The sequence below is a fragment of the Rhodoblastus sp. 17X3 genome (assembly GCF_030056575.1).
Taxonomy (GTDB): domain Bacteria; phylum Pseudomonadota; class Alphaproteobacteria; order Rhizobiales; family Beijerinckiaceae; genus Rhodoblastus.
In genome coordinates, this window is record NZ_JASHHX010000004.1 from 49,754 (window position 1) to 64,754 (window position 15,001).

The window sequence follows — 15,001 nt, forward strand, 5'->3', positions numbered from 1 at the left end:
TTGACGGCGGCGGCCTGATTCTGGCGATTTTCCGCGCCGGAAAAGGTGCGCCACGCGGGCGTTTCCGGATCGTCGATCGATTCGGAAATAGAATGTTACGTTCGGAACAAATTAAGCCTTCTCCCAGCAATTTTTCGCAATGACCGGGCCCGGTGCGCCTCATCGTTTGATTTTATTAAGTTTCCGCGTCCAAGGTTGGCGCATGCTCAAGCGCTTCCTTCCGGTGCGGCGATGGTTTCAATCGGCCGCGGCCACACTGACCGACAGGCATGTCGATGACGAATTGCTTCGTCATCTGATCGATTCCCTATGCGCTGCGCAGAGCACCCTGTTCGTGGCCATGTGCATGAGCACCGTTCTGACGGTCGCCGTCTGGCTGCTGACCTGGGACCCGGTCTGCGGGTTCTTCGCCGCGCTCAATCTGCTCATCGGCGTCAAGCGGGTGCGTCTCGACACGCAATATCGCCGGCTGAAGGGCGTGGCGCTGGAGCGCGCGCGTCTGGTCTATTTCGATCGCCAGTTCCTGTTCTGGTGGACGGCGTTCGCCGCATGTATCGGCTTCCAGAATTACCTGCTCGTCGCCATGACGAATGAACCGATGGACTGGACCCTGGCAAGCGCCGTCGCGGTCGGCTTCACGGTCGCCTTCGCCCTGCGCAGCGCGGGGCGGATGAAATTGTTCATCGCCCAGGTCCTGAGCATGTGCTGGCCGATGATCCTCGCCTATTCGACCATTCCGGTGAAGAATGGCGTCGCCTACGCCGTTCTGCTCGCGGTGCTTGTCGTCATGGCGATCGTACTGGGCTTCGCCGCGCACGAACGGGTGGTCGAGCTCTATCGCGCCAATCTGCGCACCCGCCACATGGCCCAAAACGACATGTTGACGGGCCTGATGAACCGCTTCGCCTTCTCCGAGGCGCTCGATCGCGAAATCGAGCGCTGCGACATCGGCTCCCGCGTGGCCTTCAGCCTGCTGGTGGTCGATCTCGATCGCTTCAAGGAGATCAACGACATGCTCGGCCACAACACCGGCGACGCCGTGATTGTGGAAATGGCCGCGCGCCTGCGCCGCGTGGTCAATGCAGAGGATCTGGTCGGGCGGCTTGGCGGCGACGAGTTCATCATTCTCGCGCGGGGAGGCGGCAGGGAAGGCTCCGAGACTCCCGTCGCGCTGGCGGAGCGGATCGTGGCGGCCTTGCGCGACTCGCCGGCGGTGGTCGACGCCTCGTCGATCTCGATCAGCGGCAGCCTCGGCGTCGTTCATTATCCCGATCACGGCGTCGCCGCTCAGGAACTGCTCAAGAAGGTGGATATCGCGCTCTACGAAGCCAAACGTCAGGGCCGCAACCGCGTCTGCGTGTTCGATAATTCCATGCAGGCCCGCTTCAATGAAGCGCGGATCATGGAGCTTGAAATCGAGACCGCGATCGCGCGCAACGAATTCGAGCCGTGGTTTCAGCCGATCGCCAATATCGAGACCGGCACGGTGCTCGGCTACGAGGCTCTCGCGCGCTGGCCCCATCCGGTACGCGGCATGATTCCCCCGGTCAAGTTCATCCCCTGTTCCGAACAGACCGGCGCGATCATCCGCATCGGCGAGCAGATCCTGGAAAAGGCCTGCATGGCCGCCGTCAGATGGCCGGGCTCGCTCTATGTCGCGGTCAACCTCTCGCCCGTTCAGTTTCGCCAGCCGCAGAAACTCGTCGCGATGGTCAAGGACGTTCTGGCCCGCACGGGGTTGCCGGCGTCGCGCCTGAACCTCGAAATTACCGAGACGCTCATGATGGAGGACACCGAATTGACCCGGGCCGCCATCATCGAACTGGCCAGCCTGGGCATCGGCGTGTCGCTGGACGATTTCGGCTCCGGCTTCTCCTCGCTGTCCTATATCCACTCCTATCCCTTTTCGAAGATCAAGATCGACAAGAGCTTCGTCGATCATATCGAGGATGGCCGCGAATCGGTCGCGATCGTTTCGGCCGTTCGCGTGCTCGCCGAAAAGCTCGATCTTGAACTGGTGGCCGAGGGCGTCGAAACCCTGCGCCAGCATCTTGTCCTGCGCCAGCTTGGCGTCACACAGGCGCAAGGCTATTTTTACGGCAAGCCGATTCCCCATGTCGCGCTGACGGAGGCGCATCTTCGCGTCGCGGCCGGATAGCCCCCGAAAGGTCCAGCTTGCTTCCATGGGTTCGCAGCGTTAGCGTTGCAGGTTAACGATACGCCTGCTCCCGGGGAGGAAAATGACCCAAGACAACGACGCCCTGAGGGTCTGGTTTCGATTGATACGCCTGCAAACCCGCGCCCGCCTGGCGATAGCCAATCGATTGCGCGAACTGGACCTTTCCGTCCCTCAATGCGACGTCCTGACCACGCTGACCGAGCGGGAGGGCGTCTCCCAGCAGGAGCTGGCGGCGAGGCTCTATGTCACCAAGGGCAATATCTCCGGGTTGATCGATCGTCTCGTCGCCAGCGGCCTGGTCGAGCGGCGGACGCTGGCGGGCGATCGCCGGTCCCATGCGATTCATTTGACGCCTGCGGGACGCGACCTCGCGCGGCGCGGCATCGAAGTGCAGAAGGCCTTCGTTGACCAGACCTTTGGACGGATCGCGCCTGAACGTCTCGCTTTGTTCGAGGAATTGCTGGTCGAGGCGCGCGAACTTGTGCGCGAGAAAGACAGTGTGCTGGCGGAAGGCGCCGGCGCGTGACGCCTTCGCTTGAGGACGGATGGACAGCGTCCGGCGCGTCGGCTTGACGGCGCCGACCGGCTTCGATGAGGTCTTTTTCGCCGCGTCGTCCGCCGTTTGGCGCAAGGGCCTGACCCGGCGAGATTTCTCCGCCCGAGAATTGCTTTCGGCGGTCTGGGAACGGGTTCTCCAGCGAAATCCAGTCATCAACGCTCTGGCCGCCTATGACATCGAGGCGGCGGAGCGGCAGGCGGCGGAAGCCGAGCGGCGCTATGCGCGCGGCGAGGCGCGGGAACTGGAAGGCTTGCCGATCACGATCAAGGACAGTTTCGAGACCGCGGGCCTGGCGACTACCTGCGGCATGGAGGAGCTGGCCGATTATTGTCCGCAACAGGACGCCGTCGCGGTCGAGCGCTTGCGCGCGGCCGGCGCCGTCATTTTCGCCAAGACAAATGTGCCCCGTCTGACCGGAGACTTTCAGACCCATAACGCGATTTTCGGGGTCACCTCCAATCCCTGGGATCCCTCGCGCACGGCCGGCGGCTCGTCGGGCGGCGCCGCGGCGGCTGTTGCGTCGGGATTCTGCGCCTTCGACCTTGCTTCGGATCTCGGCGGGTCGATCCGCTGGCCCGCCCACGCCTGCGGCCTGTACGGGCTCAAGCCGAGCTGGAGCCGTATTCCCCTTGCCGGGCATATTCCGCCGCTGCCAGCCATGCGGCTCAAGAGCCCGCCCGATATGGCGGTAGCCGGACCGCTCGCCCGCTCGGCGGCCGATCTGGATCTCGTTCTTTGCCTTACGGCAGGGCCGCAAAACGCAATGGAGTGCGGGCATTTTCCTCCGGTGCGGAAAACGCGGCCGGAACAGCTGCGGCTGGCCCTCTGGCTCGATCCGGATTTCGCCCCGGTCGATAGCGATGTGGAGGCGGCCGTTCGGCTCGGGGCGGAGGCCCTCGGACGCGCGGGCGCGCTGGTCGAAGAAACCCGGCCGGCCGTCGCCTTTGCCGAAGTCTTCGAGATCTATTCGACCTTGAGTTTCGCCATTGGCTTCGCGGGCCTTTCCCCAAGCGAACGGGCGCGCTTCGCCGAAAGCGCGAAGGATTTCGCCCCGGAGGACAAATCCTATCGGGCGATGCGGGCGCGCGCGGCCCGGATCGACGCGGCGAGTTTTTCCCGTCTGGTGGAGCGCCGGGCGGTAATCCGGGAAGGTTTCGCCGCGTTTTTCAGACATTACGACGCAATTCTTTGCCCGCCCGCGCCTTGCCTCGCCTTTCCACATGATCTGTCGCCAGACCCGATGGCGCGGCGGTTGCCGACGAGCGTGGGCGAACTGCCTTATTACGACCTGCTGAAATGGGCGAGCCTGGCGTCGCTCTCCCATCTGCCCGCGACGGTCGCGCCGGTGGCGCTGAATCCGCAGGGCCTCCCGTGCGGCGTCCAGATCATCTGCGCGCTCAATGCGGACCGCGAGGCCATCGCCATCGCCGGCATGATCGAAAACCTGACCGGCGGATTCCGCGCGCCGCCCGCGCGATGAGCGCCGTTTCCGGACAGGCCGTTTGAGACAGGCTTAACGCGGAATTTATCTTAAGCCTGCAATGTCGCCGATGGAATTCAAGGGTCGTCAACCATGCGGCCAGTTCTTTCCCAGTTGGTTCGAGTCAGAAGAGTCCCGTCATGAGCGAGCAAGAGATCATTGTTCCGCCGCCGCAGCCCCGCCGCCAGGACGCCCGCGACCTGCAATCGCGTCTGTATCGCGAAATCGGCCTCGCCGCCGTCGAGGCCGCGCTGTTCACGTCCGAAAAAGAATTGACGGCCCGGACCGAGACGCGCGCCGAGCGTCCCGTGAAAACGCTGGTCCTGCAGCGGAACGCCGCCTGACGGCGCCGACCGGCTCGATCGTTTCATCGGAGCGTCCGGGGTTGGCAAGCCGCCCCGCGCGCCTTATCAGGTCTCCGTGAGAGAGGAATTCCTCTGGCCGCTGGCGGCGCGGGAGCCTGAATGATCGATCGTCGTCGCTTTCTCTCCAGCGGGCTGGCGCTGCCGTTGATCGGCGCGGCCACAGCCGCCTATACGATCGGCGTCGAACCCAATCTCCTGCTTCAGGTCAAGCGTTATTCCCTTGCCCCAACCAACTGGCCAGCGGGCCTGAACCTGCGTCTGGCTGTCATTTCGGACATTCATGCCGGCGAGCCCTTCATGAGCGCCGCGCGAATCCGCCGCATCTGCGAGGCCGCGAACGCCCTCAACCCCGACGCCGTGCTGTTGCTGGGCGATTTCAACGCCGGCCATTTTTTCGTCACGCGCGCGGTCGATGAGCAGCAGACCGGGGAGGCTCTTTCGGTCCTGCGCGCTCCGCTCGGCTGCTACGCCGTGCTCGGCAATCATGATTGGGCCCATGGCCCCTTGCTGACCACGCCATCCGACGGCGCCGTTGCGATCCGCCGGGCGTTGGGGCAGGCGGGGATCATGGTGTTGGAGAACGACGCGCTTCCCCTGGCGAAGGACGGGCGCAAATTCTGGATCGCGGGCCTGGGCGACCAGCTGATCGACGCCTGGGGCCGGGAAGGCCCGAGGGGCGTCGAGCGCGGGCAGGACGATCTCGATGGAACCCTGGCGAAGGTGACCGACATGGCGCCGATCATCTTGATGGCCCATGAGCCGATGATTTTCCCGTCCGTCCCGAAGCGCGTCGCATTAACGCTCTGTGGCCATACCCATGGCGGTCAGGTCAACCTGCCGCTGCTCGGCCCGGTCGTCGGCGACATTCGCTTCGGCTTCGATTATGTTTACGGCCATCTCCAGCGCGGCGACCGGCATTTGATCATATCGGGCGGGCTCGGCGAATCGATCGTGCCGGCGCGGCTGTTGCGGCCGCCGGAAATCGTCGAAATCATGCTGGGAGCGGCGCAGCCGCCGCTCGCGCAATTCGTGGAATGGTGACAATCGGTCTCGCGCCGCCCTTGCCGCGCGAGCTCAGCTGCCCATCAGCGTCAGGACATGGGCTGCGACCGAGCGCGCCAGACCGTCGAGGTCATAGCCGCCTTCGAGCAGCGACACGAGGCGTCCGTTGCAGACGCGATCGGACACGTCCATCAGTTTCGATGTCGCCCAGGCGAAATCCGCCTCGACCAGGTTCAGATTGGCGAGCGGGTCGCGGCGGTGCGCGTCGAAACCGGCGGAAATGATCACGAGATCGGGGCGGAACTGCTCGAGCCGGGGCAGGATGGCGACTTCCATCGCCTCGCGGAAATGCATTCCGGTATCGCCGGCGTTGAGCGGCGCGTTGACGATATTATTGTGCTCGCCGCGCTCGCTGCTTGCGCCGGTGCCCGGATAGAGCGGCATTTCATGCGTCGAGAGATACATGCAATTGGGGTCGGACCAGAAGATATCCTGCGTTCCGTTGCCGTGATGCACGTCGAAATCCATGACCGCGACTCGCTCCGCCCCGTGGGACGCAATAGCGTGACGCGCGGCGACGGCGGCGTTGTTGAAGAAGCAGAAGCCCATCGGCGTCGCGCGTTCGGCATGGTGGCCGGGCGGGCGCATGGCCACGAAAGCATTGTCGACGTCGCGCCGCATCACCTCGTCCACGGCTTGGCAGGCCCCGCCGATGGCGCGAAAGGCCGCCGCCAGCGTGCCGCGGCTCATGGTCGTGTCGCTGTCGAGCCGGGCGAAGCCGTCGCGCGGCGAAGTCTGCTCGAGGGCCTGGACATAGGATTCAGGATGGACCCGCAGCGCCTGCTCGCGCGTGCCGTTGTCCGCCTGCGCCCGGATCAGCGTCATGAATTTTTCATGTTCGAGAATGCGTTCGATGACGCGGACCCGATCGGGCCTTTCCGGATGTCCGGGTCCATTGTCGTGATCGAGGCCCGCGGGATGGGTCAGCAGAAGCGTGTTCAATTCAGGCTCACAAACTAAAATCCACAAGCGTTCCCGGATCGCGCCTCGACGCCAAGGGAGCAAAGGGAGCGGACACTTCAAAAAGCGCTGGGGCGACGCCATTTAGCGCTGATTAGCGCTGAACATCGCCCTATTCCTTCCGCCTGTCCAACGAAGTTTAGGTCTTAGACCAAAAGTACGAGGCCATTTTCGCCGATGCCGAAAATGGAACGGAATGGCGTTTTCAATCGTTAGGGAAATTAAGCGCATTGTGACCATACTGTGGCCAAATCGCCACAAAGCGAGTTAATTCACGCCGTTGACGGCGCGCGGACGTGACCGGCGGGCTCTTTATGGTAATTAACTTATGAAGTGACAGCGCTGGGGCGGCGCGTTGAATTGGGGCGGACCGATGAACCTGCGGACGATTGCTTGCATTGGCTTGATTTCAGCAGCCCTGGCTGGCTGCAACATGGCCGGCACGCCCGATCCGACCCTCACGACACGGGATCGTGAATTCCTGTCGCTGGCTCCGAAGGGCAATCCGCCGGCCGAATATGGCCGCTATATCGTGGACGATCCGACCGGCCAGCCCGAGGGCACCGTCACGGTCGATACCTTCAAGAACTTTCTTTATTACTCGCTGCCCAACAAGAAGGCGATCCGCTACGGCGTCGCGACCGGCAGCGAAGCGGCCGGCTGGACGGGCGAAGCCACCATCGGCCGGCTCGCCGAATGGCCGCGCTGGATGCCCCCGGCCGACATGCTCGAGCGCTGGCCGCATCTGCGCCCGACGGCAGAAGCCGGCGGCCTGCCCGGCGGTCCCGACAATCCGCTCGGCGCCCGTGCGATGTATCTTTTCCAGGGCAACAAGGACACGATGTATCGCATCCACGGCACCAATGAGCCGGACAAGATCGGCCAGCACGTGTCTTCGGGCTGTATCCGCATGCGCGACATCGACGCCATCGACCTTTACAACCGCGTCAAGATCGGCACCAAAGTCATCGTCGCCGCCCGCGCCTATTGAGAATTTCCGCTGCGCGTCTTTCGCCGCGCTGTTTTGAACAGAAGGCCTTCCGGTCTCCCTTCGGGACCGGAAGGCCTTTTCATTTCGGGGGGTGGTCTCATCCCGCGAGGGCGCTCGCTCCCTCAATTCGGGCCGCGCCTTTCGGCGCGCGATTGACTTGCGAGGCCGCCGCGCCTAACAAGTCCACCAGACGGTCCCCTTGCGCAAAGGGGCGTGAAAGGGAATGCGGACGGGCTCACGCTCCAACCGCAGCTGCCCCCGCAACTGTGAATGGGAAGCCGAACGCCACAAAGCCACTGGTCCAGCGACCGGGAAGGCGGCGGGAGGCGCCAAACCCATGAGCCAGGAGACCTGCCGTCAAACTGACCACGCGACGGGCGGGGCGCTCTCGTCGCGATTCGGCTGTTTGGCCGGATGGCGGTTTACTCGCCGGGCGCCCTCCCGGAGCCCGAAGCATGCGCCTTTCGAAAATTCCCGTCACCATCGTCACCGGCTTTCTCGGCGCCGGCAAGACCACGCTGATCCGTCATGTCCTGACCAACGCGCGCGGGCGGCGGCTCGCGCTTGTCATCAATGAATTCGGCGATGTCGGCGTGGATGGCGAGATCCTGAAGAATTGCGGCGTCGACTCCTGTACGGAAGAGAATATCGTCGAACTCGCCAATGGCTGCCTGTGCTGCACGGTGGCCGATGATTTCCTGCCCGCCATCGAAGGCCTGCTGGCGCGCGAGCCTCGCCCCGACCACATCATCATCGAAACCTCAGGGCTGGCTTTGCCGAAGCCTTTGGTCAAGGCGTTCGACTGGCCGGATATTCGCGCGAAGCTTACGGTCGACGGCGTCATCGCGGTGGTCGATTCCGCCGCCGTCGCCGACGGGCGCTTCGCCGACGACGAGGAAAAGCTGGCCGCCCAACGCGCGCTGGACCCTTCACTCGATCACGACAATCCGCTCGAGGAGGTCTATGAGGATCAGCTGCTTTGCGCCGACCTGATCCTGCTGAACAAGGCGGACCTGCTCGACGAAGCCGCGCTGGAAAAAGTGCGCGCGGAAATCGCCGCCGCCGTGCCGCGCGCTGTGAAGATCGTGCCAACGCGCGAAGGCCGGCTCGACGTCGATGTGCTGCTCGGCCTCGCGGCGGCGGCGGAGGACGACCTCGCCGCCCGCCCCTCGCATCATGATGACGAGGAGGGGCATGACCACGATGATTTCGACTCCCTGGTCGCGCCGCTCGACTCCGTGGCCGATCCGGCTGCCCTGTCGGAAAAGCTCGCAGCCATTGCGCGCGATTATGACGTGCTGCGCATGAAGGGCTTCGTCGAAGTCAGCGGGAAGCCGATGCGCCTGCTGGTTCAGGGCGTGGGCGGCCGCTTCTCGCATCAGTTCGACCGGCCCTGGCGCGCCGGCGAGAGCCGCTTGGGGCGCCTCGTGGTGATCGGCCAGAAGGGCTTCGACCGCGCCGCCGTCGAAGCGGCTTTGTCGGCCTAAGATCATGCATCTCGTCCGCACGGATCAAAGATCGCTCGACGAGACGGCCCAGGCCGTGGATCTCGAGCAATCTCCTGCGGATATCGTCGCGCTCTCCTTCGCTGACAGCGACCTGTCCTTGCTCGCCAACGCCCATGCGGCCCGCCATCCGAGCCTTCGGCTGGCGCCGCTCGCCTTGCTGAAACATCCCTATTCGGTCGATCTCTACGTCGAGAAGGTCTGCGCCAAGGCGCGTTTCGTGCTGGTGCGGCTGCTCGGCGGGATGGATTACTGGCGCTATGGCGTCGAGGAGCTTGCCGCGGCGGCGCGCAAGCGCGGCTTCGGCTTCGTGGTCGTTCCCGGCGACCATATGGAAGACGTGCGGCTCGATGCGGCCTCGACGCTTCCGCCCGACGAATTGCGCCAGATCTGGGATTATTTTCGCGAAGGCGGCCCGGAGAACATCTCGGCCTGTCTCGACTTCATCGCGACGAAGATTTCCGGCGAAGGCGCGGCGCCGCCGCCGCATCCGGTCGCGCCTTTCGGCCTTTTTGCTCCGGGCTGTGTTCCCGCCCCGGCGGACGCGCCGAGGGCGCTGGTCCTGTTCTATCGCAGCGCGTATCTGGCCGGCGACGACGCGCCGATCCGGGCGCTCGCGGAAGCGCTTGCGCGCGAAAATTTTCGCGTCGTCAGCTGTTTCGTGTCGAGCCTGAAAGACCCGGCCGCCTGTGCGCGGCTCGCGGAACGCCTCGCGGTGGAAAAGCCCGACGTAATTCTCAACGCCACCGCCTTTTCCGCTCGTCTCGATGGCGGCGCCGTGCTCGACGCGGCGGATGCGCCGGTGTTTCAGGTCATTCTCTCCGGCGCGCAGGTCGAGCAATGGCGCGAGTCCCGGCGCGGCCTGTCCGCCGCCGATCTGGCGATGAATGTGGTGCTGCCCGAAGTTGACGGGCGAATCGTCACGCGCGCGATCTCCTTCAAGCGCGCGCAGGACCGCGCCGACGCGCTCGAATACGCCCCGGCGCGCCATGAGCCGGACGCCTCGCGCATTGGCTTTGTGGCGGCTCTCGCCGCGCGCTGGGCGCGCCTGCGCCGCCTTGGCAATGACGCGAAGAAGCTGGCTCTGATCCTGTCGGACTACCCGGCCAAGGGCGGCCGCGCGGGCTATGCCGTGGGCCTTGACACGCAGGCGAGTGCGCGCGCGATCGTGGCGCGCCTGGTCGCCGAGGGCTATGACGCGGCGGCGACGCCGGAAAAGCTGTTCGAAGCCTTGCAGTCCGCGCCCACTGCCGGGCCCTTGGCCGCGACCTTGTCGCTGCGCGCCTATCGCGCTTTTCTCGCCAGCTTGCCGCCGGATTTCGTCGCGGCGCTCGACGCCTGCTGGGGCGCCCCGGAAAGTGACAGCTCCGTCAGCGACGGCGCCTTCGTTTTCCGCTTCCTTCGCTTCGGCAAGATTGTCGTCGCGTTCCAGCCCGATCGTGGCTCGTCGGAAAATCGCAAGGCGGATTATCACAACATGGCGCTGCCGCCGCGCCATGCTTTTCTCGCCTTCTATTTCTGGCTGCGCGAACGGGAGAAGATCGACGCCCTGATCCATTGCGGCGCGCATGGCTCGCTGGAATGGCTTCCGGGCAAGAGCGTGGCGCTCGCCGAGGATTGCGCGCCTGAAATCGCGCTCGGCCCAATTCCGCTGGTCTATCCCTTCATCGTCAATAATCCGGGCGAGGCGGCGCAGGCCAAGCGCCGCTCGGCGGCGGTCATCGTCAGCCATCTCTCGCCGCCGCTGGTCAAGGCGGGCGCGCATGGCGCGCTGGCCGAACTCGAAAGCCTGTTCGACGAATACGCCCAGGCTCAAGGGCTGGACCCTCGCAGAGCGACCATGCTGGCCGAGTTGATCCTGCAGCGTGCGGAAACAGCCGGACTGCTGCGCGAATGCGGAGCAGGTGAGGGCGAGGACGCACTGATCCAACTCGACGCCTGGCTGTGCGATCTCAAGGAAATGCGGATCAATGACGGGCTGCATATCTTTGGCCAGTCGCCGCAAGGCGCGCTGCGCGAGGAGACGCTCTCCGGCTATGAGACGCGCGATCTCGCGGAAAGGCTCGACGCCTGCGGCGCGGCGGAAATGGATGCCCTGGTCCATGCGTTGAACGGCGGCTTCGTCGCGCCGAGCCCATCCGGCGCGCCGGGACGCGGGCGAAGGGACGTTCTGCCGACAGGCCGCAACCTGTTCTCGGTCGATCCGCGCGCCATTCCCACGCGCACGGCCTGGGAGATCGGCCAGAAGCTCGCGAGCGAGGTGATCGAGCGCTATCTGCAGGATCACGGCGATTGGCCGCGCCGCATCGTGCTCGACCTGTGGGGCAGCGCCTCCATGCGCACTGGCGGAGACGATCTGGCGCAGGCCTTCGCCTTGCTCGGCGCAAGGCCTCTTTGGGACGCGGCCTCCACGCGGATGAGGGGATTCGAGATCCTGCCGCTGGCGCAGCTTGGCCGCCCGCGCGTTGACGTCACCCTCCGCATTTCCGGCCTGTTCCGCGACGTGTTTCCGCAGCAGATCGAAGCCTTCGACTCCGCTGTGCGCGCTCTGGCGCAGCTCGACGAGTCCAGCGAAGAAAATCCGCTGGCCGGCGAGCCTGAACCTCGCCGCGTTTTCGGCGCGGCGCCGGGCGCTTATGGCGTCGATCTGTCGGGCGCTTTCGCCGGCGCGCAATGGCGCGACCGCGCCGAACTGGCGCAAAAATATCTCGCGGCCAATGCTCAAAGCTATGGCCGCGACGGCGCGCTGCTCGCGGGGGCGGGTGATTTCGCTGCGCGCATCCGCACCGCCGACGCCTTCGTCCATGTTCAGGATCTCGCGGGGCAGGACATTCTCAATGCCGATTCCTTCGCCACCCATGAGGGCGGCTTTGCGGCGGCGGCGGAATTTCTGGGCGCGGCGCCAAGCCTTTACCATGTCGACGCCACGCGGCCCGAGAGCGCGAAAGTGCGCAGCCTTGAAGAAGAGATTTCGCGCGTCGTCCATGCGCGCGCCACCAATCCGCGCTGGCTCCAAGGCATGATGCGCCATGGCGCCAATGGCGCGGCGGAGATCGCCGAGACGGTCGATAATCTCTTCGCCTTCGCCGCTCTGACTGACGCAGTCAAGGCGCGCCATTTCGACCTGCTGTTCGACGCCGTTTGTGGCGACGAGGCGGTGCGCACCTTTCTTGAACGGGAAAATCCGCGCGCGGCGAGGTCCATCGCGGAGAAGTTCAGCGAAGCCGAACGGCGCGGGCTTTGGCAATCGCGTCGCAATTCCACCGCCGCGATCCTCGCCGAAATGGGGGGCGATTCATGACCGCGACCTTACGCAAAGGCTGGTGTCCGGGAGCGCTCGCGCCCATGCTTAGCGGCGACGGCTATATCTTCCGCCTGCGCCTCACCAATGGAATCCTCACCTTCGAACGCGCGAAAGTCTTCGCCGATCTCGCGCGGCGTTTCGGCAATGGCGCCTTCGATCTTTCCGCGCGCGCCAATCTGCAAATGCGCGGCGTTGCGGGCGAAAAGATCGCGGACCTGCAGGAGGAGTTGCGCGCCCTTGGCCTGCTCGATTCCGACGCCCGCGCCGAAGCCGTCCGCAATGTCGTCCCGAGTCCGATGGCCGGTTTCGATCCGTCGGCGGCGCTCGACGCGCGCCCGCTGGTAGCGGCGCTGGAGGCCCTGCTGGCGCGTGAAACAGCCCTGCATGATCTGCCCGCGAAATTCGGCTTTTCCGTCGATGGTGGCGGGCTTCTGCCGTTGCAGGGCGTCGAGACGGACATCGCCTTCGCCGCTCTGCCCGGCGCGCCGCCGCGTCTCGCCCTGTCGCTCGGCGGCAGGCCGGCGGGCGAACTCGCCCCGCAAGATATTTGCGCGGTCGCCGAAAAGATCGCGCGCAATTTCCTTCGCCTGCGCGGACAAGACCGCCGCATGAGCGCCGTGGTCGCGCGGCTTGGCGTCGCGCCCTTGCTGGATGGCGACGCTGTCGTCACGCCGTCCTCCGCGCGCGACGAGGCGGCGTCTTGCGACAATTTCCTTGGCGCGCAGCCATGCGGGGGGAAATATTTCGTCGGCGCGGGCCTGTTGTTCGGGCGCATCGAGGCGGACTCGCTTGAGCCTCTGGCCGAACTGGCGCAGGCCTTCGGCGCAGCGGAATTGCGCCTGACGCCGTGGCGCGCGATTCTCGTGGTCGGGCTGGAGCGTGCGGCGGCGGTTGAGCTTGCCAAGCGGCTTGCCGGGCTCGGCTTCCTGCTCGACGCGCGGGATTCGCGGCTGGTCTTCGCAGCCTGTCCCGGCGCTCCAGCCTGTTCCTCTGCGCGTGGCGACGTGCGGGCGCTGGCGCTGGCGCTGGCGCCGCATTGGTCCGCGCAGGCCGGCCGCGTTCACATTTCCGGCTGCGAAAAAGGCTGCGCCTTCAATGCGCCGGCGCTCACGCTCGTCGCGGAGGCTGACGGCTACGCGCTCATTGATTTTGGTTTGGCGCGCGAAAGACCTTCCGCGCGTGGGCTCGACCTCGCCGCGCTACAATCGCGGCTGATTTCTCTCGCTCAAGGGACGCGGGTTTGACAGGTTACGACTACATCCGCGACGGCGCGGAAATTTACAAAAACTCCTTCGCGATCATCCGGCGCGAGGCGGATCTCGCGCGTTTCGATCCGTTCGAGGAACGTGTCGCCGTGCGCGTCATTCACGCCTGCGGCATGGTGGACATCACGCCCGATCTGTTCTTTTCGCCCGGCGCCGCCAAGGCGGGAATAGAGGCGCTCGCCGCCGGCGCGCCGATCCTGTGCGACGCCAATATGGTGGCCTTCGGCGTCACCCGCGCGCGCCTGCCAAAAAACAACGAAGTGATCTGCTCGCTCGCCGATCCGCGCGTCGCGGAACTCGCGAAAGAAATGGGCACGACGCGCACGGCGGCGGCGATGGAGCTGTGGCGCCCGCATCTCGCCGGCGCCGTGGTGGCTTTCGGCAATGCGCCTACCGCTCTGTTTCACATGTTGGAAATGCTCGACGCCGGAGCGCCTTCGCCGGCCTTGATCCTGGCCATGCCGGTCGGTTTCGTCGGCGCGGCGGAATCGAAGGACGCCGCGATAGCCGATGGCCGCGTTCCGGTCATCGCCATGCGCGGGCGCAAGGGCGGCAGCGCCATGGCGGCGGCTGCGATCAACGCGCTCGCGAGCGAAAAGGAATGAGCGTGGGCCGGCTTTATGGCGTCGGGCTCGGTCCCGGCGATCCCGAACTCCTGACGGTGAAAGCCGTGCGCGTCATCGAGAGCGCGCCGGTCATCGCATTTTTCGCCAAGGCGGGGCGGCGCGGCAATGCGCGCGGCATCGCCGACCGCTGGATTCCGGCGAGCGCACAGGAAATGCCGCTGCTCTATCCGGTGACAACGGAAATTCCGGTGAGCGACCCAGCCTATAATGAAGCGCTGCGGAATTTCTACGAAGAGGCGACGGATAGCCTCGCCGCAGAACTTGCCGCGGGGCGCGACGTCGCGATCCTGAGCGAGGGCGACCCGCTGTTCTATGGCTCCTTCATGCATCTCTACATCAGGCTGAGGGACCGTTTTCCCGTCACCATCATTCCGGGCGTCCCCGGCATGGCTGGCTGCTGGGCTGCGGCGGGCGAGGCCATGACCTGGGGCGACGACATCATGACGATTCTGCCCGGCACCCTGCCTCAGCAGGCGTTGACCGAAAGCTTGCAACGCACCGACGCTGCGGTCATCATGAAGGTCGGCAAGAATTTCGCCAAGATCCGCCAGGCCCTGCGGGACAGCGGCCATTACGATCGCGCCATCTATGTCGAGCGCGGCGCCATGGCGGGCGAGAAGATCATGAAGCTGAGCGACAAGCCGGACGATTCCGCGCCCTATTTCGCCATTGTTCTCGTCAGCGGGCGGGGGCGTCGGCCATGAG

The 15,001-nt window shown here is 65.3% G+C and carries 12 protein-coding genes and 1 riboswitch; of the genes, 11 read left to right on the top strand and 1 reads right to left on the bottom strand.

All coding sequences use genetic code 11. The annotated features are described in order from the left end of the window. Positions 1 to 202: 202 nt before the first annotated feature. From QM467_RS05910 to QM467_RS05930, 5 genes are all read left to right on the top strand, one after another. Positions 203 to 2,158, top strand: coding sequence for a putative bifunctional diguanylate cyclase/phosphodiesterase (locus tag QM467_RS05910; RefSeq protein ID WP_283365384.1), 1,956 nt, complete (start codon positions 203 to 205; stop codon positions 2,156 to 2,158). A gap of 82 nt (positions 2,159 to 2,240) precedes the next feature. Further along, entirely contained in the window at positions 2,241 to 2,705 is a 465-nt protein-coding gene (locus QM467_RS05915; protein ID WP_283365385.1) for a MarR family winged helix-turn-helix transcriptional regulator, read from the top strand. A gap of 19 nt (positions 2,706 to 2,724) precedes the next feature. After that, positions 2,725 to 4,218: an amidase family protein gene (locus QM467_RS05920; protein ID WP_283365386.1), complete on the top strand. Its 1,494-nt coding sequence runs from the start codon at positions 2,725 to 2,727 to the stop codon at positions 4,216 to 4,218. Between the two features lie 140 nt (positions 4,219 to 4,358). Next, positions 4,359 to 4,562: a hypothetical protein gene (locus tag QM467_RS05925; protein ID WP_283365387.1), complete on the top strand. Its 204-nt coding sequence runs from the start codon at positions 4,359 to 4,361 to the stop codon at positions 4,560 to 4,562. A 120-nt stretch (positions 4,563 to 4,682) separates the two neighbouring features. Continuing rightward, positions 4,683 to 5,624, top strand: a complete 942-nt coding sequence (locus tag QM467_RS05930) for a metallophosphoesterase (protein WP_283365388.1) — start codon at positions 4,683 to 4,685, stop codon at positions 5,622 to 5,624. Positions 5,625 to 5,657: 33 nt separating this feature from the next. Here the strand turns inward: QM467_RS05930 and QM467_RS05935 are convergent, their stop codons facing one another. Beyond that, positions 5,658 to 6,587 (bottom strand): histone deacetylase family protein, encoded by a 930-nt coding sequence (locus tag QM467_RS05935; RefSeq protein ID WP_283365389.1) that lies wholly within the window; start codon positions 6,585 to 6,587, stop codon positions 5,658 to 5,660. A 391-nt stretch (positions 6,588 to 6,978) separates the two neighbouring features. Here QM467_RS05935 and QM467_RS05940 point away from each other — a divergent pair, with 391 nt between their 5' ends. The 6 genes from QM467_RS05940 (at position 6,979) to QM467_RS05965 (ending at position 15,000) form a co-directional block, all read left to right on the top strand. Further along, positions 6,979 to 7,596 (top strand): L,D-transpeptidase, encoded by a 618-nt coding sequence (locus QM467_RS05940; RefSeq protein ID WP_283365390.1) that lies wholly within the window; start codon positions 6,979 to 6,981, stop codon positions 7,594 to 7,596. Positions 7,597 to 7,770: 174 nt separating this feature from the next. Then, positions 7,771 to 7,969, top strand: a riboswitch (cobalamin riboswitch). Between the two features lie 82 nt (positions 7,970 to 8,051). Next, complete coding sequence (cobW, locus tag QM467_RS05945) at positions 8,052 to 9,083, top strand: cobalamin biosynthesis protein CobW (RefSeq protein ID WP_283365391.1); 1,032 nt, start codon at positions 8,052 to 8,054, stop codon at positions 9,081 to 9,083. Positions 9,084 to 9,087: 4 nt separating this feature from the next. Further along, entirely contained in the window at positions 9,088 to 12,402 is a 3,315-nt protein-coding gene (gene cobN / locus QM467_RS05950; RefSeq protein ID WP_283365392.1) for a cobaltochelatase subunit CobN, read from the top strand. Beyond that, the gene (cobG, locus tag QM467_RS05955) at positions 12,399 to 13,649 is read left to right on the top strand and encodes a precorrin-3B synthase (RefSeq protein WP_283365393.1); all 1,251 of its coding nucleotides are present in this window, start codon (positions 12,399 to 12,401) and stop codon (positions 13,647 to 13,649) included. The genes cobN and cobG overlap by 4 nt, the downstream gene beginning before the upstream one ends. Next, entirely contained in the window at positions 13,646 to 14,275 is a 630-nt protein-coding gene (locus QM467_RS05960) for a precorrin-8X methylmutase (RefSeq protein WP_283365394.1), read from the top strand. The genes cobG and QM467_RS05960 overlap by 4 nt, the downstream gene beginning before the upstream one ends. After that, positions 14,272 to 15,000: a precorrin-2 C(20)-methyltransferase gene (locus QM467_RS05965; protein WP_283365395.1), complete on the top strand. Its 729-nt coding sequence runs from the start codon at positions 14,272 to 14,274 to the stop codon at positions 14,998 to 15,000. The genes QM467_RS05960 and QM467_RS05965 overlap by 4 nt, the downstream gene beginning before the upstream one ends. The last annotated feature ends 1 nt before the right edge of the window (position 15,001 follow it).

Bases quoted from the DNA above. Each gene is read 5' to 3' on its own strand.
- QM467_RS05910 (WP_283365384.1), top strand. From the start codon at position 203: ATGCTCAAGCGCTTCCTTCCGGTGCGGCGATGGTTTCAATCGGCCGCG.
- QM467_RS05920 (WP_283365386.1), top strand. From the start codon at position 2,725: ATGGACAGCGTCCGGCGCGTCGGCTTGACGGCGCCGACCGGCTTCGAT.
- cobG (WP_283365393.1), top strand. From the start codon at position 12,399: ATGACCGCGACCTTACGCAAAGGCTGGTGTCCGGGAGCGCTCGCGCCC.
- QM467_RS05915 (WP_283365385.1), top strand. From the start codon at position 2,241: ATGACCCAAGACAACGACGCCCTGAGGGTCTGGTTTCGATTGATACGC.
- cobN (WP_283365392.1), top strand. From the start codon at position 9,088: ATGCATCTCGTCCGCACGGATCAAAGATCGCTCGACGAGACGGCCCAG.
- cobW (WP_283365391.1), top strand. From the start codon at position 8,052: ATGCGCCTTTCGAAAATTCCCGTCACCATCGTCACCGGCTTTCTCGGC.
- QM467_RS05965 (WP_283365395.1), top strand. From the start codon at position 14,272: ATGAGCGTGGGCCGGCTTTATGGCGTCGGGCTCGGTCCCGGCGATCCC.
- QM467_RS05940 (WP_283365390.1), top strand. From the start codon at position 6,979: ATGAACCTGCGGACGATTGCTTGCATTGGCTTGATTTCAGCAGCCCTG.
- QM467_RS05925 (WP_283365387.1), top strand. From the start codon at position 4,359: ATGAGCGAGCAAGAGATCATTGTTCCGCCGCCGCAGCCCCGCCGCCAG.
- QM467_RS05930 (WP_283365388.1), top strand. From the start codon at position 4,683: ATGATCGATCGTCGTCGCTTTCTCTCCAGCGGGCTGGCGCTGCCGTTG.